19 protein-coding genes, 4 tRNA genes and 3 pseudogenes are annotated in these 18,688 nt (G+C 63.9%); 5 read left to right on the top strand and 21 right to left on the bottom strand.

What is annotated here, in order from left to right:
* Window positions 1–195 precede the first annotated feature (195 nt).
* The 18 genes from rplL to VSO01S_RS18690 form a co-directional block, all read right to left on the bottom strand.
* Window positions 196–570: a 50S ribosomal protein L7/L12 gene (rplL, locus tag VSO01S_RS18775; RefSeq protein WP_068644329.1), complete on the bottom strand. Its 375-nt coding sequence runs from the start codon at window positions 568–570 to the stop codon at window positions 196–198.
* Window positions 571–612: 42 nt separating this feature from the next.
* A complete protein-coding gene (gene rplJ / locus VSO01S_RS18770) occupies window positions 613–1,143 on the bottom strand; it encodes a 50S ribosomal protein L10 (RefSeq protein WP_068644328.1) in 531 nt (176 codons plus the stop codon).
* A 253-nt stretch (window positions 1,144–1,396) separates the two neighbouring features.
* Complete coding sequence (gene rplA, locus VSO01S_RS18765) at window positions 1,397–2,095, bottom strand: 50S ribosomal protein L1 (protein ID WP_068644327.1); 699 nt, start codon at window positions 2,093–2,095, stop codon at window positions 1,397–1,399.
* A complete protein-coding gene (gene rplK, locus VSO01S_RS18760) occupies window positions 2,096–2,527 on the bottom strand; it encodes a 50S ribosomal protein L11 (RefSeq protein ID WP_019658337.1) in 432 nt (143 codons plus the stop codon).
* Window positions 2,528–2,653: 126 nt separating this feature from the next.
* Entirely contained in the window at window positions 2,654–3,235 is a 582-nt protein-coding gene (gene nusG, locus VSO01S_RS18755; RefSeq protein WP_068644326.1) for a transcription termination/antitermination protein NusG, read from the bottom strand.
* A complete protein-coding gene (gene secE / locus VSO01S_RS18750) occupies window positions 3,235–3,618 on the bottom strand; it encodes a preprotein translocase subunit SecE (protein WP_068644325.1) in 384 nt (127 codons plus the stop codon). Before secE ends, nusG begins: the two co-directional genes overlap by 1 nt.
* A gap of 108 nt (window positions 3,619–3,726) precedes the next feature.
* Window positions 3,727–3,802: transfer RNA gene (locus VSO01S_RS18745), tRNA-Trp, on the bottom strand.
* Window positions 3,803–3,814: 12 nt separating this feature from the next.
* Complete coding sequence (gene tuf, locus VSO01S_RS18740) at window positions 3,815–5,005, bottom strand: elongation factor Tu (protein WP_068640585.1); 1,191 nt, start codon at window positions 5,003–5,005, stop codon at window positions 3,815–3,817.
* A gap of 80 nt (window positions 5,006–5,085) precedes the next feature.
* Window positions 5,086–5,160, bottom strand: a tRNA-Thr gene (locus tag VSO01S_RS18735).
* A gap of 46 nt (window positions 5,161–5,206) precedes the next feature.
* A tRNA-Gly gene (locus tag VSO01S_RS18730) sits at window positions 5,207–5,280 on the bottom strand.
* 119 nt (window positions 5,281–5,399) lie between these two features.
* Window positions 5,400–5,485: transfer RNA gene (locus tag VSO01S_RS18725), tRNA-Tyr, on the bottom strand.
* Window positions 5,486–5,669: 184 nt separating this feature from the next.
* Complete coding sequence (locus tag VSO01S_RS18720) at window positions 5,670–6,377, bottom strand: uracil-DNA glycosylase (protein ID WP_068644324.1); 708 nt, start codon at window positions 6,375–6,377, stop codon at window positions 5,670–5,672.
* Window positions 6,374–7,174, bottom strand: a complete 801-nt coding sequence (trpC, locus tag VSO01S_RS18715; protein ID WP_068644323.1) for an indole-3-glycerol phosphate synthase TrpC — start codon at window positions 7,172–7,174, stop codon at window positions 6,374–6,376. The genes VSO01S_RS18720 and trpC overlap by 4 nt, the downstream gene beginning before the upstream one ends.
* A gap of 3 nt (window positions 7,175–7,177) precedes the next feature.
* On the bottom strand, window positions 7,178–8,218 hold the full coding sequence (gene trpD, locus VSO01S_RS18710; RefSeq protein WP_068644322.1) for an anthranilate phosphoribosyltransferase: 1,041 nt from the start codon (window positions 8,216–8,218) through the stop codon (window positions 7,178–7,180).
* A gap of 21 nt (window positions 8,219–8,239) precedes the next feature.
* Window positions 8,240–8,890 carry a LysE family translocator gene (locus VSO01S_RS18705; protein ID WP_068644321.1) on the bottom strand — a complete coding sequence of 217 codons (651 nt, stop codon included), beginning with the start codon at window positions 8,888–8,890 and terminating at the stop codon, window positions 8,240–8,242.
* Between the two features lie 13 nt (window positions 8,891–8,903).
* Window positions 8,904–9,956: a low-specificity L-threonine aldolase gene (gene ltaE, locus VSO01S_RS18700; protein WP_068644320.1), complete on the bottom strand. Its 1,053-nt coding sequence runs from the start codon at window positions 9,954–9,956 to the stop codon at window positions 8,904–8,906.
* Between the two features lie 11 nt (window positions 9,957–9,967).
* Window positions 9,968–10,555, bottom strand: a complete 588-nt coding sequence (locus VSO01S_RS18695) for an aminodeoxychorismate/anthranilate synthase component II (protein ID WP_068644335.1) — start codon at window positions 10,553–10,555, stop codon at window positions 9,968–9,970.
* Window positions 10,556–10,560: 5 nt separating this feature from the next.
* A complete protein-coding gene (locus tag VSO01S_RS18690) occupies window positions 10,561–12,147 on the bottom strand; it encodes an anthranilate synthase component I family protein (RefSeq protein ID WP_068644319.1) in 1,587 nt (528 codons plus the stop codon).
* A 282-nt stretch (window positions 12,148–12,429) separates the two neighbouring features.
* On the opposite strand from VSO01S_RS18690, the gene VSO01S_RS18685 reads away from it, so the two are divergent.
* Window positions 12,430–13,020 carry a chalcone isomerase family protein gene (locus tag VSO01S_RS18685; protein ID WP_068644334.1) on the top strand — a complete coding sequence of 197 codons (591 nt, stop codon included), beginning with the start codon at window positions 12,430–12,432 and terminating at the stop codon, window positions 13,018–13,020.
* A gap of 8 nt (window positions 13,021–13,028) precedes the next feature.
* Here the strand turns inward: VSO01S_RS18685 and VSO01S_RS18680 are convergent, their stop codons facing one another.
* Entirely contained in the window at window positions 13,029–13,682 is a 654-nt protein-coding gene (locus tag VSO01S_RS18680) for a phosphoglycolate phosphatase (protein WP_068644333.1), read from the bottom strand.
* A gap of 153 nt (window positions 13,683–13,835) precedes the next feature.
* Window positions 13,836–14,570 (bottom strand): annotated as a pseudogene (locus tag VSO01S_RS18675) (IS5 family transposase); the annotation flags it as partial.
* 465 nt (window positions 14,571–15,035) lie between these two features.
* On the opposite strand from VSO01S_RS18675, the gene VSO01S_RS18670 reads away from it, so the two are divergent.
* The 3 genes from VSO01S_RS18670 (at window position 15,036) to VSO01S_RS18660 (ending at window position 16,359) form a co-directional block, all read left to right on the top strand.
* Window positions 15,036–15,215 (top strand): hypothetical protein, encoded by a 180-nt coding sequence (locus tag VSO01S_RS18670; RefSeq protein WP_153305312.1) that lies wholly within the window; start codon window positions 15,036–15,038, stop codon window positions 15,213–15,215.
* A gap of 216 nt (window positions 15,216–15,431) precedes the next feature.
* On the top strand, window positions 15,432–15,902 hold the full coding sequence (locus VSO01S_RS18665) for a hypothetical protein (protein ID WP_153305311.1): 471 nt from the start codon (window positions 15,432–15,434) through the stop codon (window positions 15,900–15,902).
* Between the two features lie 61 nt (window positions 15,903–15,963).
* On the top strand, window positions 15,964–16,359 hold the full coding sequence (locus VSO01S_RS18660; protein ID WP_068644315.1) for a YgiW/YdeI family stress tolerance OB fold protein: 396 nt from the start codon (window positions 15,964–15,966) through the stop codon (window positions 16,357–16,359).
* A 260-nt stretch (window positions 16,360–16,619) separates the two neighbouring features.
* On the opposite strand, the pseudogene VSO01S_RS18655 reads toward VSO01S_RS18660, so the two are convergent.
* Window positions 16,620–17,757, bottom strand: a pseudogene (locus VSO01S_RS18655) (IS3 family transposase); the annotation flags it as partial.
* 561 nt (window positions 17,758–18,318) lie between these two features.
* Here VSO01S_RS18655 and VSO01S_RS26815 point away from each other — a divergent pair.
* Window positions 18,319–18,509, top strand: a pseudogene (locus tag VSO01S_RS26815) (IS3 family transposase); the annotation flags it as partial.
* Between the last annotated feature and the right edge of the window lie 179 nt (window positions 18,510–18,688).

Here is an 18,688-nt window from a genome sequence, read left to right as displayed (position 1 = left end):
GCTTGGCGGCTGGCCACTACCAGCCGATGGCGGACGGTGGCGCGTTGCACGCCACCCGAACCAAGGGGTCTTCTGCAGTCGGGATCAGAAGACACTCAAAAATCGCATCTGGATTGCGATTTTTGGGTGCGCTCTGAAAGCGGCAAAGGCTGGAGGGCCTTTTCAAGCACCTCCAGCCCTGGCGGACAAACTGAATTACTTCAGTTCGACCTTGGCGCCGGCTTCTTCCAGCTTCTTCTTGGCGGCTTCAGCGTCAGCCTTCGACAGGCCTTCCTTGACGGCCTTGGGAGCGGCTTCCACCAGATCCTTGGCTTCCTTCAGGCCCAGGCCGGTGATTTCACGCACGGCCTTGATGGCGCCGACCTTGTTCGAGCCAGCTTCCATCAGCATGACGTTGAATTCGGTCTTCTCTTCAGCGGCCGGGGCGGCAGCGCCACCAGCGGCGGCCGGAGCGGCCATTGCAGCGGCGCTCACGCCGAACTTCTCTTCGATGGCCTTGACCAGGTCGTTGAGTTCCAGGACCGTCATGCTGTCCAGCGCGGTCAGAAATGCGTCTTTATCGAATGCCATTTTGGATTCCTAACAATTGGGATGAAATTTCTAAACTCAAGCTCAGGCGGCTTGGGCTTCGGCCGGTGCGGCCTCTTGTGCTTCGCCGCCGCCGCGCTTTTCCGCCAGTGCCGCGAGAACGCGAGCGGTGCGGGAAATGGGGGACTGCATCAAGCCCAGCAGTTGCGCCAGCAGCACTTCCTTGGAAGGGATGTTGGCCAGCTGCTTCACGCCTTCGACGTCCAGGGCCTTGCCACCGAATGCGCCGCCGCGAATGACCAGCTTGTCGTTGGTCTTGGCGAAGTCAGCCACCACTTTCGCGGCAGCCACGGCGTCTTCGGAGAAGCCATAGATCAGGGGGCCGGTCATCTGGTCGCCGACGACTTCGAAAGCGCTGCCAGCCACGGCACGGCGGGCCAGGGTGTTCTTCAGAACACTCAGGCTCACGCCTTGCGCGCGGGCTTGGTTGCGCAGACGGGTCATGTCAGCCACCGTGATGCCACGGTATTCCGCCATCACGAGCGTTTGAGCTTTTGCGGCGAGGCCGGTCACTTCGGAAATGACCGCTTCTTTCTCACTGCGATTCAGACTCAAGGTCTACTCCTTAAATTGCGCTCTCGGGCCGGAACCCTCGAACGCGCCTCTAGTGCAGCGACCAACTGTTTCGAAATCCAAAAAGATCTCTTCGCAGTGGGCGCCATCTGCGCTGGCCGCCTCTTGACGATTAAGTGCGCCCCGCAACGGGTGCCGCACGCCAGCGGTCTTGGATGGCCCGTCGCGCGTTGCATGCCGCGACGACCCACCACATCACCGCCCCTTGTCAGGTGCGGTGCATTTCTTCAACGACTCAGGCCTGAGCGATCGACTGGGTGTCGACGCGAACGCCCACGCCCATGGTCGAGGACACAGCCACCTTGCGCAGGTACACGCCCTTGCTCGAGGCCGGCTTGGCCTTGACCAGCGCATCGATCAGCGCAGCCAGGTTGCCTTGCAGCTTCTCGGTGTCGAACGAACGACGGCCGATGGTGCCGTGCACGATACCGGCCTTGTCGACGCGGAACTGGACCTGGCCAGCCTTGGCGTTCTTCACGGCGGTTGCCACGTCGGGCGTCACGGTGCCGACCTTGGGGTTCGGCATCAGGCCGCGCGGGCCGAGGATCTGACCCAGGGTACCGACGACGCGCATGGCATCGGGGGCGGCGATCACGACGTCGAAGGGCATGTCGCCCGCCTTGACCATGGCAGCCAGGTCGTCCATGCCGACGATGTCGGCGCCGGCGGCCTTGGCTTCTTCAGCCTTGGCGCCTTGGGCGAACACGGCCACGCGCTTGGTCTTGCCGGTGCCGTTGGGCAGCACGACGGCGCCGCGCACAACCTGGTCGGACTTCTTGGCGTCAATGCCCAGCTGCACAGCCACGTCGATCGATTCGTCGAACTTGGCGGTGGCGGCTTCCTTGACGATGCCCAGGGCGTCAGCCAGGGCGTACAGCTTGGTGCTGTCGACCTTGCCGGCCAGCGCCTTTTGCTTCTTGGTGATCTTGGCCATTTACACGCCCTCCACATTCACGCCCATCGAGCGGGCCGTACCGGCGATGGTGCGAACAGCGGCGTCCATGTCGGCGGCCGTCAGGTCCTTCATCTTGGTCTTGGCGATCTCTTCGAGCTGAGCGCGCGTGATCTTGCCGACCTTGTCGGTGTGAGGACGGGCCGAGCCCTTGTCCAGCTTGATGGCCTTCTTGATCAGCACGCCAGCCGGGGGCGACTTGATGATGAAGGTGAAGCTCTTGTCGGCAAACGCGGTGATGACCACCGGCAGCGCCAGACCCGGCTCGTAGCTCTGCGTTTGCGCGTTGAACGCCTTGCAGAACTCCATGATGTTCAGACCGCGCTGGCCCAGAGCGGGACCAATCGGCGGCGACGGGTTGGCCTTACCAGCTGGCACTTGCAGCTTGATGAAGCCGACGATTTTCTTCGCCATGCTTTACTCCTTGCGGGTTTTAGCGCCGCAGCGTCATGCCGCGGCTCCCCGGGGTTGAGGCTCTTTGCCGACTACGCCGCGCGCCGAGCCGAAAAAGCGCGCGGACAGAATTGATGCCTATCGGCCTCAGGTCTTCTCGACCTGGGCGAACTCGAGTTCGACCGGGGTGGCGCGACCGAAGATCATCACGGACACGCGTACCTTGTTCTTCTCGTAGTTGACTTCCTCGACGGTGCCGTTGAAGTCGGTGAACGGGCCTTCCTTGACGCGCACGAACTCGCCGACGATGAACTCGACCTTGTGGCGCGGCTTCTCGGTGCCCTGCTGCATCTGGCTGACGATGTCCTCCACCTCGCGCTGCGAGATGGGCGCCGGACGGTTCTTGGCGCCACCCACGAAACCGGTCACCTTGTTGGTGTGCTTCACCAGGTGCCAGGTGTCGTCGTCCATGATCATCTCGACCAGCACGTAGCCCGGGAAGAAGCGGCGCTCGGTGGTGCGCTTCTGGCCGTTCTTGATCTCGACCACTTCTTCGGTCGGAACCAGGATGCGGCCGAACTTGTCCTGCATGCCGGCGCGGTTGATGCGCTCCTGGATGTTGCGCTCCACGGCCTTTTCCATGCCCGAGTAGGCATGCACCACGTACCAGCGCAGATCCGGATTTGCCGGAGGCGCCAGCACCGAGGTCGTTTCAACAGCGTCGCTCATTACTTTCTCCAACCCAGGATGAGGTCAAAAAACACCCATTCCAGCGTCTTGTCCGTGAGCCACAGGAAGATCGACATGATGACGACGAAGGCGAACACATAGCCCGTCATCTGGATGGCCTCCTTGCGGGTGGGCCACACAACCTTCTTGACTTCACGCCAGGCGTCACGACCGAACGCCAGCAACTGGCGGCCATGCTCCGAGACGGCAAAAACACCCACCGCCGCAGCCAGGCCGACCAGCAGCGCGATCCACTGCACGACCGCCCCCTGGCGGGACAGCAGATAGAACGCCACGATGGCGCCCACCGCCAACACCACAGCCCCGGCCAGCTTGGCCTTGTCTGCTGTAGTGATCACGGTTTCGATTTGAGTAGTGGCCATCTTGGGCAAATATTCCTGCGGCCTCTTCCGGCCATGATTTCACGCGCCTTCTTTACAGACGCCGAAGCCCGTCACGCGTGACGGGCTTGTTTCGGGGCCACCTTCAGGTGGCAGGGGCAGTAGGAATCGAACCTACAACCTTCGGTTTTGGAGACCGACGCTCTGCCAATTGAGCTATACCCCTCCGGATTCCTGTTTATTCCAGGATCTTGGCCACGACGCCCGAACCCACGGTGCGGCCGCCTTCGCGGATGGCGAAGCGCAGGCCCTCTTCCATGGCGATGGGAGCGATCAGCTTGACGGTGATCGACACGTTGTCGCCGGGCATGACCATTTCCTTGTCCTTGGGCAGCTCGATGGAGCCCGTGACGTCGGTCGTGCGGAAGTAGAACTGCGGACGGTAGTTGTTGAAGAACGGCGTGTGACGGCCACCTTCGTCCTTGGAGAGGACATACACCTCGGCGGTGAAGTGCGTGTGCGGCTTGATCGAACCGGGCTTGCACAGCACCTGGCCGCGCTCGACTTCTTCGCGCTTGGTGCCGCGCAGCAGCACGCCCACGTTGTCGCCGGCCTGGCCCTGGTCCAGCAGCTTGCGGAACATTTCCACGCCCGTGCAGGTGGTCTTCTGGGTGGGGCGGATACCGACGATTTCGATTTCCTCGCCGACCTTGATCACACCGCGCTCGACGGCGCCGGTGACCACCGTGCCGCGGCCGGAGATCGAGAACACGTCTTCCACGGGCATCAGGAAGGTGCCGTCCACCGCGCGCTCAGGCGTGGGGATGTAGCTGTCCAGCGCTTCGGCCAGCTTCATGATGGCGCCTTCGCCCAGCTCGCCCTTGTCGCCTTCCAGCGCCAGCTTGGCCGAGCCGTGGATGATGGGGGTGGCGTCGCCGGGGAATTCGTACTTGTCCAGCAGTTCGCGGACTTCCATTTCCACCAGCTCCAGCAGCTCCTTGTCGTCGACCATGTCGCACTTGTTCAGGAACACGATGATGTAGCCCACACCCACCTGGCGAGCCAGCAGGATGTGCTCGCGGGTCTGGGGCATCGGGCCGTCAGCGGCCGAGCACACCAGGATGGCGCCGTCCATCTGGGCAGCGCCGGTGATCATGTTCTTCACGTAGTCGGCGTGGCCGGGGCAGTCAACGTGCGCGTAGTGGCGGTTGGCCGTCTCGTACTCGACGTGCGCGGTGTTGATGGTGATGCCGCGCGCCTTTTCTTCGGGAGCCGCGTCGATCTGGTCGTAAGCCTTGGCTTCGCCGCCGAACTTGCTCGACAGCACCGTGGCAATCGCCGCCGTCAGCGTCGTCTTGCCATGGTCCACGTGGCCGATCGTGCCCACGTTCACGTGCGGCTTGGTGCGCTCAAACTTTCCTTTTGCCATTTTCTCGACTCCGAAAAAAACTGCGATCTACAACTACAGCGGGCCGGCCGCCTGACCACAAGCCAGCTCGACCCGAGAAATGGTGCCCTTTGCGGGAATCGGACCCGCGACCTCTCCCTTACCAAGGGAGTGCTCTACCACTGAGCCAAAAGGGCAATCAACCTACCAAGCAGCACGCCAGACAACGAACGCCGGAACCTTTGGAGCGGGAGACGGGAATCGAACCCGCGTCATCAGCTTGGAAGGCTGGGGTTCTACCATTGAACTACTCCCGCATCGCGGGCAGCCATCCAATGACCACGCCCATGAAGCCGGGTTCAAGCCCCGAGATTCGTCGCTTCGCTCGTCGCTTTTTGCTGCTTTATGCGTCCTGCAAAAATCCTTTTTTCTTCGCTGGTGGAGAGGGCTGGATTCGAACCAGCGTAGGTATAAACCGGCAGATTTACAGTCTGCTGCCATTAACCACTCGGCCACCTCTCCGGCGAACCTCGAAATATAGCACGTTTCGAGGCGGGCGTCGACATACCCAAGCACCTCATCGGACTTGCGCCTAAGGCACCAGGGCTTCCGGGGCATTGCGCGCCCCAAAAAAATCGACCGCAAGAGCATAACCGCAACCGCACCTCGGGTTTACCCTGTTACGAAAACTATTTTCGTCCGGGCATTAATTGCTCGCACCCGGCTGGCCGTCGCGCCACGCCCGCGCCTGCCCGAAATGGCCGCAGCCGATGAACGGTATCGGCGGCCGCAGCGCGGACAGCGGGGACGGGTGGTTGGCCACCAGGATCTTGTGCCTGCCGGCATCGATCAGGGCGCGCTTGCTCTGCGCATGCGAGCCCCAGAGCATGAACATGACCGGCCGCTCGCCCTGCGCCACATGCCGGATCACCGCATCGGTCAGCACCTCCCAGCCGCGACCGGAATGGCTGGCCGGCTGCCCCTCTTCCACGGTGAGGCAGGTGTTGAGCAGCAGCACCCCGTGCGTCGCCCATTTGACGAGGCTGCCGCCCGGGTCGGGAAAGGGCGGCGGCGGCACGCCGAGGTCACGCTCGAGCTCCTTGAAGATGTTTCGCAGCGACGGCGGCAGCGCGACGCCCGGCGCGACCGAAAACGCCAGCCCCTCGGCCTGCCCGCGCCCGTGATAGGGGTCTTGCCCCAGGATCACGATGCGGATCGAATCCGGTGGCGTGAGTTGCAGCGCCCGCAGCGGCTGCGGCGGAAAGATGACCGCGCCGGCCTCGAGCCGCTGCCGAAGAAACGCCAGCAGCTTCTGGCCGACACTGCTTCCAAAGAACTCGTCGACCAGGGGCTGCCAGCCCGGCGCCACCGGCCACTGGGAAGGATCGGCGCTCTGCAGCTGGGTGGCGCTCATCGGAACAGATCGGCCAATGCCAGGCCTGGCTCTTCGGCGCGCATGAACGCCTCGCCGACCAGGAAGGCATGCACGCCCGCGTCGCGCAGCTTGCGCACGTCCGCACGCGTGCCGATGCCCGATTCGGTCACCAGCAATCGATCCGGCGGCACCTGCGGCATCAAGGCCAGGGTCGTGTCGACCGAGACCTCGAAGGTGCGCAGGTTGCGGTTGTTCACGCCGATGAGCGGGGTCTTGAGCTTGAGCGCCCGCTCCATCTCGGCCTGGTCATGCACTTCCACCAGCACTGCCATGTCCAGGCCCAGCGCGATCGCCTCGAAGTCGCGCATCTGCGCATCGTCCAGGCAGGCGGCGATCAGCAGCACCGCATCGGCACCGATCGCGCGCGCTTCGTAGATCTGGTAGGCGTCGACCATGAAGTCCTTGCGCAGCACCGGCAGCGCGCACGAGGCGCGCGCCTGCTTGAGGTAGTCCACGCCGCCCTGGAAGAACTGCCTGTCGGTCAGCACCGAGAGACAGGCCGCACTCACCTCGCCGTCGCCTTCCGCATAGCTTTGCGCGATGTCGGCAGGAATGAAGTCGGGGCGCAGCACGCCCTTGCTGGGGCTGGCCTTCTTGACCTCGGCGATCACACCGGCCTGGCCGGCCGCGATCTTGGCGCGCAGCGCGCCGACGAAATCGCGCGTAAGCACGCGGCCTTCCGCATCGAAGCGCACGGCCTCGAGCGACACACGCTTCTTTGCCGCAGCCACTTCCTCGTGCTTGACGGCGACGATCTTGTTCAGGATGTCCGACATGCCTCAAGCCCCCTTCGCAGCCGCAGCGTTGCTGAAAGCCGCGAGCTGAGACAGCTTGGCCTTGGCGGCGCCCGCATCGATGGCGGCGCGTGCGCGGTCGATGCCTTGCGCAATCGAATCCACCACGTTGCCCGCGTAGAGCGCCGCACCTGCGTTGAGCAGCACGATGTCGCGTGCCGGGCCGGCCTCGCCATCGAGCACGCCCAGCAGCATGGCCTTCGATTGCTCCGGCGTTTCCACCCGCAGCGACCGGTTGCTGGACATCGCGAAGCCGAAGTCTTCGGGATGCAGCTCGTACTCGCGGATCTCGCCGTTGCGCAGCTCGCCGATCATGGTGGCCGCGCCCAGCGAAATTTCGTCCATGCCGTCGCGGCCATAGACAACCAGCGCATGCTCGGCGCCCAGGCGCTGCAGTGCGCGCACCTGGATGCCCACCAGGTCGGGATGGAACACGCCCATCAGGATGTTGGGTGCGCCCGCCGGGTTGGTCAGCGGCCCCAGGATGTTGAAGATGGTCTTGATGCCCAGCTCCTTGCGCACCGGCGCCACGTTCTTCATGGCCGGATGATGGTTGGGCGCGAACATGAAGCCGATACCGACCTCGGCGATGCTCGCGGCGATCTGCTCGGGCTTGAGGTTGATGTTGACGCCCAGCGACTCCAGCACGTCGGCGCTGCCCGACTTGCTGCTCACGCTGCGTCCGCCGTGCTTGCTGACCTTGGCACCTGCGGCGGCCGCGACGAACATCGAGCAGGTCGAGATGTTGAAGGTGTGCGAGCCGTCGCCGCCGGTGCCCACGATGTCCACCAGGTTGGTGGTGTCGGCCACCGGCACCTTGGTGGCCACTTCGCGCATCACCTGCGCAGCCGCGGTGATCTCGCCGATGGTTTCCTTCTTCACGCGCAGGCCGGTGATGAGCGCGGCCATCATGACGGGCGAGCATTCGCCGCTCATGATCAGCCGCACGATGTGCAGCATCTCGTCGTGGAACACCTCGCGGTGCTCGATGGTGCGCTGGAGCGCTTCTTGAGGGGTGATGGACATGGTTGTCTCCGAGAGATCCGTTCAGTGTCTGGGGGCATCGGCCAGCGCCAGCTGGATGCCGAAGCCGATGAAGATGGCGCCAGCCGCGCGCTCGAGCCAGCGGACGCCGCGGGCCACCAGGCCCACGCGGCGCGCCATCCAGGCAGCCGCCCAGCCCCAGCCGAAGTTGACCCACATGCCGTTGAAGTTGAACAGCAGCCCCAGCAAGAGGAAGGTCAGCGACGGGTGTGGCGCGTCATGCGGAATGAACTGCGGCACGAAGGCCAGAAAGAACAAGGCGACCTTCGGATTGAGCGCGTTGGTCAGGAAGCCCCGGCCGAAGATCGTCCGCAGCGGGGCCAGCTCAGATGCCGCCGATGCAGCGGTCGGCAGGGCAGCCGGCTTGGCCCGCGACAGCAGCATCGATGCGCCCACGTAGACCAGGTAGGCCGCGCCCACCCACTTGAGCACCGTGAAGGCAGTGGCCGACGCTGCCACCAGCGCGCTGACGCCAATGGCTGCGGCGGCGATGTGCACGCAGCATCCGGCCGTGATGCCCAAAGCCGCGACCAGCCCCGCGCGCACGCCGCTGCGAAGTGCATGGTTGACGATGTAGAAGACGTCCGGCCCGGGCGTCAGGTTGAGCAGCAGGCCGGCCGCGATGAAGGCCAGCAAGGCGGGCGTGTCGGGCATGGGGCGGCTTCCTTCAGGCGCGGAAGAACTGGCGGATGGCCGCGATGGCGCGCTCGACGCCCGCTGCGTCCACGTCCAGGTGCGTGACGAAGCGCAGGCGATAGAGGCCCGTGGCCAGGATGTCCTGCGACTTCAGGTGCGCCAGCAGCTCGTTCATGCGCGGCTTGGCTTCGTCGCTCAGGTCGACGAAGACGATGTTGCTGTGCGGCGGCTCCACCGCGAGGCCCGGAACGCCTTCCAGGCCTTCGGCCAGGCGGCGCGCCAGCGCATGGTCCTGCGCCAGGCGGTCGACGTGGTGGTCGAGCGCGTACGAGGCTGCGGCCGCCAGCAATCCGGCCTGGCGCATGCCGCCGCCCGCCATCTTGCGGATGCGATGGGCCCGGGCGATGAACTCGCGCGAGCCGCACAGGGCCGAACCTACGGGCGCCCCCAGCCCCTTGCTGAAACACACCGAGACGCTGTCGAAGCATTGCGCGATGCGGCGTGCCTCGTCGCGCACCGCATGGCCCGTCTGCGCCGATTGCGCCACGGCCGCATTGAAAAGCCGCGCGCCGTCCAGGTGCCGCTGCAGTCCCTTCGCCCTGGCCAGCGCTGTCGCCGCATGCACGAAGTCGAAGGGCAGCAGCTTGCCGCCCAGCGTGTTCTCGAGCGCCAGCACGCGGGTGCGCGCGAAATGCGCGTCGTCGGGCTTGATGGCGCCCTCGACGTCGGACAGCTTGAAGGTGCCGTCGGGCTGATGCTCCAGCGGCTGCGGCTGCACGCTGCCGAACACCGCGGCACCGCCGCCTTCCCAGCGGTAGCAGTGCGCCTGCTGGCCCACGATGTACTCGTCGCCGCGCCCGCAGTGCGAGAGGATGGCGCACAGGTTGCTCTGCGTTCCGGTGGGCACGAACAGCGCCGCCTCGAAGCCGAGCAGGCCGGCGATCTTTTCCTGCAGTGCGTTGACGCTCGGGTCGGTGCCAAACACATCGTCGCCCAACGGCGCCGCCATCATGGCGGCCCGCATCGCGGCCGTGGGTTGCGTCACCGTGTCGCTTCGCAAATCGACCGCTTGGGCTGTGGTCATCGAATTGACTCCTACGACAGGAAGTTCTTCAGCATGGCATGGCCATGCTCGGTCAGGATGGACTCGGGATGGAACTGCACGCCCTCGATGCGCACGTCGTGCGCAAAGCCGGTGTGGCGCACGCCCATGATCTCGCCGTCGTCGGTCCAGGCGGTCACGGCCAGTTCCTTCGGGCAGGTGGCGCGCTCGATGGAAAGCGAGTGGTATCGGTTGACGGTGAAGCGCTCCGGCAGGCCGGCGAACACGCCTTCGCGCGTGGTGCTGATCTCGCTGGTCTTGCCGTGCATGAGCTGCTGCGCCCGCACGATCTTGCCGCCGAAGGCCGCGCCGATGGACTGGTGCCCCAGGCACACGCCCAGGATGGGAAGCTTGCCGGCGAATTCCTGGATGGCGGCCACCGACACGCCCGCCTCCGCCGGCGAACACGGCCCGGGCGAAATCACCAGCCGCGTCACGCCGCCCTCGATCAGCGCGGCAATGCCGGCCAGGTCGATCTCATCGTTGCGATGCACCTGCACATCCGCCCCCAGTTCGCCGAAGTACTGCACCAGGTTGTAGGTGAAGGAGTCGTAGTTGTCGATCATCAGAAGCTTGGTCATCACGATCACTCCAGCCCTTCTTCCACCAACTCCGCCGCGCGCAGCAGCGCACGGGCCTTGGCCTCGGTTTCCTTCCATTCCAGCTCGGGCACCGAATCGGCCACCACGCCGGCCGCGGCCTGCACATGCAGCATCTGGTCCTTCACGATGCCGGTGCGGATGGCGATGGCCACGTCCATGTCGCCGGCATAGCTGATGTAGCCGCAGGCGCCGCCATAGAGGCCGCGCTTGGTGGGTTCGAGCTGGTCGATCAGTTCCATGGCGTGCACCTTGGGCGCGCCGGTGAGCGTGCCGGCCGGGAAGGTGGCCTTGAGCACGTCGATGGCGGTCATGCCGTCCTTGAGCGTGCCTTCCACATTGCTCACGATGTGCATCACGTGGCTGTAGCGTTCCACGGCGAAGGCCTCGGTCACTTTCACGGTGCCGGTCTTGGCGATGCGGCCGATGTCGTTGCGCGCCAGGTCGATGAGCATGACGTGTTCGGCGCGCTCCTTGGGGTCGTTCACCAGTTCCACCTCGGCCGCCTTGTCCAGCTCAATCGAGGCGCCGCGCGGGCGCGTGCCGGCCAGCGGCCGGATGGTGATCTTCTGCTCGAAACCTGGCGCCCCCACGCTCCCCGCTGCGCGAGGTTCGCTGCCCCCCAAGGGGGCGCTCGCGCCTTGGGACGGCCCGGCAGCGCTCGGGCCCATGTTCTCCTGCCGCACCAGAATCTCGGGCGACGCCCCCACCACATGGAAGTCGCCCAGGTTGTAGTAGTACATGTAGGGGCTGGGGTTGAGCGAACGCAGTGCGCGGTACAGCGACAGCGGCGACTCGGTGTAGCGCTTGCTGATGCGCTGCCCCACCTGCACCTGCATGAAGTCGCCCGCGGCGATCAGCTCCTTGGCGCGTTCGACGGCGGCGAGGTAGTCGGCCTTGGCAAAGCTGCGCTCGGCGGGATAGGCCTGCGACGCCTTGACGACCGGCGCGCTCACCGAATACTTGAGCTGCTCGCGCAAGCCGCGCAGCCGCCGCTTGGCGTTGGCATAGGCCTCGGGCTGCGAGGGGTCGGCATACACGATGAGGTAGAGCTTGCCCGAGAGGTTGTCGATGACGGCCAGTTCCTCGCACTGCAGCAGCAGGATGTCGGGGCAGCCCAGCGCATCGGGCGGGCAGCTTTTCTCGAGCTTCTTCTCGATGTAGCGCACCGTGTCGTAGCCGAAGTAGCCGGCCAGGCCCCCGCAAAAGCGCGGCAGGCCCGGACGCAGCGCCACCTTGAAGCGCTTCTGGTAGTCGGCAACAAAGTCCAGTGGATTGCCGCGCGCGCTCTCCACCACCTTCCCGTCGGTCACCACTTCGGTGACGGCGTCTTCGCCGAAGCCGCTGGCACGCAGCAGCGTGCGGGCCGGCAGGCCGATGAAGCTGTAGCGCCCGAAGCGCTCGCCGCCCACCACGGATTCGAGCAGGAAGCTGTGCTTGCCGCCCTCCTTGGTGTGGGCCAGCTTGAGATAGAGGGAAAGCGGGGTTTCGAGGTCGGCAAAGGCCTCGACCATCAGCGGGATGCGGTTGTAGCCCTGGGCGCTGAGGCTCTTGAATTCGAGTTCGGTGATCACGGGGAGGTTCTCCATGGGCCGCACGGCACGACGAGGCACGGGCGGCGAATCATTCACGAAACTGGCCGATGTCCTACCGAACGACATGGGCCACGGGCGCGCGGCAACGGCGCCGCGCAGGTCAAACAGGCAACGACTTTGGCGTACGCCAGGGCCAGGCTCCCCGGCCTTGACCTGTCTGGATGACGTGATGAATGAACATGGAAAGGCAGAGTTTATACGAGTGGCACAGGCGGCACAAATTGATACATTGGCATGCGCGAAATTGATTGGAGCAAGAAGATGAGTCGTCTCACGCGCTGGATTGCCATCGGCGCACTGGCCGCAGCCCTGGGAGCGGCCCATGCCGCGCCGATCGACCTGGCCGGCGTGCGGATCGATGACGCCGTCGAACTGGGCGGAAGCAAGCTGCAGCTCAACGGTGCAGGCATTCGCTACAAGACCATCCTCAAGGTCTATACGGCCAGCCTCTACCTGGGCAAGAAGGCGTCCACCGTCGATGAGGTGCTGGCCGCGCCCGGCACCAAGCGCATGTCCATCACCATGCTGCGCGACATCGACGCCAATGAGCTGGGCAAGGGCCTGACCCGCGGCCTGGAGGACAACTCGCCCAGGAACGAGATGGCGCAACTCATTCCCGGACTGCTTCGCATGAGCCAGATGTTCTCCGAACAGAAGAACCTGAGGGCCGGCGACAGCTTCACCATCGACTGGGTGCCGAACAAGGGCACCGTCATCAGCGTCAAGGGCGTGCCCCAGGGCGAGCCGATCAAGGAGCAGGCCTTCTTCAATGCGCTGATGCGCATCTGGCTGGGCCCGTCGCCCGCCGACTACAAGCTCAAGGACGCCCTGCTGGGCATCTCCTCGACCTGAAGGCCCGCTCAGGCGGCCCGTCGCAGCGCCGCCAGCTGTTCCAGCGAATCGATCACGCCGTCGGCATCGACGCCGTGCACCGGTTCGCCGTGGTTGTAGCCGTAGCTCACCAGCACCACCGGGCACTGCGCGGCGCGCGCCGCACGGGCGTCGTTGCTCGAGTCGCCGATCATCAGCGTGCGCCCGGGCCGGCTGCCCAATGCCTCGCAAGTCTTGAGCAGGGGCAGCGGATCGGGCTTCTTGCGCTCGAACGCATCGCCGCCGAAGACGATGTCGAAATAGCCGTCCAGCCCCTTGGCCGCCAGCAGGGGCTTGGCGAAGTCGCCGGGCTTGTTGGTCAGGCACGCCAGGCGAAGGCCTCGCGCGCGCAGGGCCCGCAGACCTTCGACCACACCCGGGTACACATGCGAGTGCCGGCCGTTGATGGCCAGGTAGTGACGCGAGTAGCTCTGCCAGGCCGCGCCGTACAGATCGGCATCCGCCTCGCGGCCGCCCCGCACATGGCGCAGCACCGAATGGATCAGGTGCTCCGAGCCCTTGCCCACCATCGAGGCCACGGCCGCCGGCGCCACGTGCGGCAGACCCAGTTCGTCCAGCATGAGGTTCAGTGCCACGGCGAAGTCGCCCAGGGTGTCGACCAGGGTGCCGTCCAGGTCCACCATCGCGGCGTCAAGCGTGTTCTGGTCCAAGCGAATAGAGTTCACAACAGTTCAATAGAGTTCGAGAAAAACAGAGCTCGCCGGATCGTTCGAGCTAAATTGAGTTCGAAAAGCTTACCAAGGTAATTCAGCACCTCAAGGCTATTTGTAGGCGCGGCCGCGGTGCTGCGTGAAGTCCTGCGCCCAGGGCGCGTGCTGGGCGATCACATGACCTTGACCCGAGTAGGCTGCATCGCCCCACACGGCCGTCTCCCTGCCATGCAAGAGTTGAGGCAGCACTTTGCCATCGTGCACGTTTCCCGAGGTGGCCACCACCCGGTGAATGAGCTTGTGTCGCGCATCCACGGCCACATGCGCCTTCATGCCGAAATACCACTGGTTGCCCTTCTTGGACTGCATCATCTCGGGGTCGCGCGCGCCCGAGGCATTGCGGGTGGAACTGGGCGCAGCGATGAGCGTGGCGTCCACTATGGTCCCGGTGCTCAGCCGGAAGCCCTGCGCCTGCAGGTGCTGGCCCACCTGCTCGAAGATCTGGCGGCCCAACTCGTGGCGCTCCAGCAGATGGCGGAACTTGCACACCGTGGTCTCGTCGGGCGCGCGCTCATGGCCCAGGTCGATGCCCACGAACTCGCGCATGGAACTGGACTCGTACAGCGCCTCCTCCACGGCCGGATCGCTCAGGTTGAACCAGTGTTGAAGAAAATGGATGCGCAGCATGCGCTCCAGGCCCACCGGGTGGCGCCCACGCCCGGCCTTGGGGTAATGCGGCTCGACCAGCGCACACAACTGCGACCACGGCACCACCCGATCCATCTCGCCCAGAAATGCCGCCCGTTTGGTGGTCTTGCTGTACCGATCGAAACCCCCGCGAGCCAAGCTGATCTGCTTCATCCGCCGTCTCCTGTTGCCTGCGATGACAACGCAGCATCTCAGGCGACGGTGGACTTGATCAGAGTCTCCCTAGTGCCGCGTATCGTGGCAGCCCAGCGTTCGAGACGAGTTTTTCAACAGAATTGGCCAGCAGCAGTCCTTCAGAGGCCCGTTTCGAATGACGGATATCAGACTTGTGAGCAGCCGTTGCAATCGCAGTCCGTCGGGGGCTTGAAGCTGAGCAAGCGGGCCCTGGCAATGGTCACCTATCGCCTAAATGGTGAAGTGCTCCATCTGGAGCGGCTGTGCAAAATACGGCGAGATGATGGATCGCCACTCGGCGAAGGTGGCACACGAAGCCGTCGCGGCCGGGGAAGACGTCGCGGCAGAATTCCGTTGATGCCCCGAGAAGAACCCGAATCTCCGCGCCGCCCCATTCGTCCGAGCTAGTCCGGCGTGCTGAGCTTGTTGACCGCACTCGTTGCCGTGGACACCGTCACCCTTCACGTCGTCGGAGTGGCCTCGCACCGGGCGTACCTGCAGTACTGGGGCATCGATGCGGGCGTCTTTCCTAGGTCCACCGATTTGGTGTTGATCAACGGCTACTACGGGCTGGTGAATCAGTCGGCTCTCGCCTTCCTCGGGATACTTGCCAACTTAGAGTGATGGCCGCTGCCGCCGTCGGGGTGGCTCTCTATCTTTTTATCCTGCTGTCCCGTGGGATGCCGGTTCCGGCGCCGTGGCGAAGTGGCTGGCTGGGCGCGCAGCCTGGGTGCAGCGCCTCGCGCGGTGCTTGGCTGGCGCTGCGTATCGGACGCGTCCCATTCAATTTGGCTGGGAGCCTACCTACGATATGAGCAATCACATATTGCATATCGAACAATGTCCCGAGTCGCAGCTATTTCTCATTCTCTCCTCGCAGACCTTCTCAAACGCACTAGGGAAAAACTACGCAAGCGGCGACGCGTAACGCCCCCTGTAGAAATTGAGCGTAAGGTGGCGGGGGTTCCTGAAACATTTAGCCGAGCGCAGGCTCAATGGGCATTGGCGCTGCAGCGCCTGCATGCCGTTGACTCTGATCGTGCGATCCAGCTGCTCTATGAGCTTTCGCCGTTGGGTTGCTCGGCCGCACAAACGGCCTGCCTTGAGGAGATGCTGCAGCATAGCGTCAGGGACTTTCGCATGACGCTTGCCGATGCAATGGAGGAGTGCGACCTTCGAGACCGGCTGCTGCTGGGGTGTACTGACGCGCATGAACCCAGAGGTGTGGATTGCCGCCCCGCGGTCCGTGAGTCGCTCGGCAACATGGAGCACGACAGGACGCATCCGATTGCTTCAACAGGCACGACCTGAGGCTTCTCCACGACAGAACGCAGCCACATGAAGCACATCGCCCAATTTTCGTACTCTTCATATGGATCGCGGGCACGTGCCCTCTGGACAATTGATTGATATGAAGCCTCTTCAACCTATCGTTCTGGTACTGCTCAGCCTCTCCTTTGTTTGCTTTGCATCGGCGCAGTTCATTGTGCACTCGAAAGTCAAGGACACCACCGTCGACGAGGTGCTCAGGAATGGCGCGGAAGACCAATCTGTCCAACTGCTAGGCAACCTGTCGAGAAAATTGGGACGCGAAAGATACGAGTTCTCCGACGGCACCGGCTCTATCCATGTTGAGATTGACGACGAGATCTTTCCCGCGGAGCCGATCAGCGAGAGAACTAGAGTACAGATCCGCGGGGAAGTCGAGAAAGAGGCTCTCACCTCTGTTGTTGAGATCGATGTAAAGACCGTCCAACGAGTCGACTGATCCGGCCAGTCCTCAACGAGTCGTAGTTGACACTCGACTCGATCATTCTTTACACGTTGAGGACCGAAGACTTCTTGAGCAGCGCGCGCCGCGTTTATGACTGGATGCGTATAACCCTACAGAGGCGGACGCTCAGCGTAGCTTTTACTTCGTTCAACCGGGACTTGAAGGAAGCCTAGCAGTTCTCGCGCGGGAACTCGTTGCTGCCAAGCGAAAAGCGTCGATTGAACGGCGAGCATGACGTACCAGGCTGCTGGCCACAACTGCGCAAGCACCGTTTGTGCGTCACGCAGGTCCATGCGCGCCACGTTTTGAACGTGTTCACGAAGCTCTCGGCCATGCCGTTGCTCTGAGGACTGCACACCGGGGTGTTGATGGGCTGCAAGCCCAGCGAGCGTGCCAGCGCCCGCGTGTCCGCCGCGATGTAGGCCCCGTCGTTGTCGCGCAGGAACTCCAGACGGTGGCCCGCGGGGATCGCGTCCACCGCCCCGAAGCGCCGTTCCACTGCTTCAATGAGCATCTCGCGCACCGGCTCACCCGGAAGTCCCTTGCCTTCCCAGGCACGCCAGGCCATCACCTCGCGGTCGCAGCAGTCCTTGGCGAAGGTGGTCGTCACTGTCTGGCCCGAATCGCATTTGATTTCCAGGCCGTCGGAGCACCAGCGCACGTCGCTGCTCGTCACGGACACCGTGCCCTCATGCGTGCGGGCCGACTGGTGTCGCCGCGGCGCCTTGGGCAATAGCAAGCCCGCCTGCGCCATCACGCGATACACCCGCTTGGGATTGACCCGGGCCTCGCCTGCTGCCGTGCGATGGCGGTTCACCAAGGCGCATGCGCGTCGGTAGCCATAGCTTGGCAACTCCGCAATCTCGTGGCGCAACTCAGCCAGCAGGCTGGCATCGCACTTGGGTGTGCGATGCGTTCGACCATCCGTCCAGTCGTCGCCGCGTCCCAGCAACTCACGCACATGCGAGCGCGCCAGCCCCATCGTCCGGCAGACCGTCTTCACTGGTCTTCCCCGGGCAACAAGGGCGAGCGCGCAATCCACTTTTTTTCCGCGGCGTACTCCACGGCTTCCTTGAGGATTTCGTTCTCCAAGGTCTTCTTGCCGAGCACGCGCTGCAGCTTGGCGATTTCTGCGCGGGCCGCCGCCAGCTCGGATGCCGGAACCACTGCTTCACCCGCGGACACAGCGGTCAAGGCCCCTTGCCGCTCGAGCTTTCTCCACTGGAACAGCAAGCTGCCCGCGACACCTTCTTGCCGCGCAACGAGCGACACGCTCATGCCTGGCTCATAGGTGCGCCGCACCAGCGCTGCTTTCTCGGGGAGGGACCAGCGCCTGCGGCGCTGGTCTTTCAAAATCACCTCCACCGACTCCGTATGCCCAGTCGTATTCATAGTCCTATTCCTATCTCAAAGATAAGCGATAGGACGGGGCCGGGGAATCAGGGGGCTATCTCAACGCCATCGTCACTATTTCCCATTCGCAAAGCTGCAGCACACAACAAGGTCGCCACAGCTGTACGGCGCGTCATCGATCATGACGGCCACGTGCGAATGGGCCGCCTGGCATTTCCCGGCCATGAAAGTCGCGAGCCATAGCTGGTGAAGCCACCCTCGGGACAAACAGAAAGAATCTTAGAACGTGTCCTATGGATTTCTCGCCGACCTGAGCGCAAAGTACCCGTCAGGGGAGCATCTACAAAGGATGCTGACCCTGCGCCGGGGCAACTTCACTTTTAACCGCCCCCCTCTCGACCCGGCGGCTTTAAGCCGTCCCCTTCACCGGGGACGGCTCCTTTTTGTTTAGCGCTTCCACGGCTCTTACAACGCCTGCCATTGCGTGGCCCATGACGCGAGACTCAGCAGCCGGCGCTGACCACCACCCTAGACCGCCCTCCCCAGCTCTTGCGACTCGTGCAGCTGCGGGCGGCCCTGCGCCGCCAACTGCCATGACAACATGACAACGCCGTGGCCGAGAGCTTCTTCCAACTTCTCAAGCGAGGGAGCGAATCCGTCGCCAGATCTACCCGACCCGTGATCAAGCGAGAGCCGACGTCTTCAATTTCATCGAGATGTTCTACAACCCAAAGCGGCGCCACAACATCGCCAACGACCTATCGCCTGTAGAGTTCGAACGCCGCCATTTCCAACTTTCCAACGGCTCAAAAGTGTCGAGAGAATCCGGGGCAATTCAAGGCGATGCTTCGGGCACACCGAACTCTCCACGACGCAGATCTACACGTATGTGGGGATGGGGCTACTGTCACGGCTGCCGACACAGCTCAACTGCCGTGCCGCATCGCTGGCCATCAGGCCATCAGCGCTC

This window comes from Variovorax soli NBRC 106424 (assembly GCF_001591385.1).
Classification (GTDB): Bacteria; Pseudomonadota; Gammaproteobacteria; order Burkholderiales; family Burkholderiaceae_C; genus Variovorax; species Variovorax soli.
Note: the sequence above shows the minus strand (reverse complement) of the source record. Positions and strands in the feature narration are given on the sequence as shown.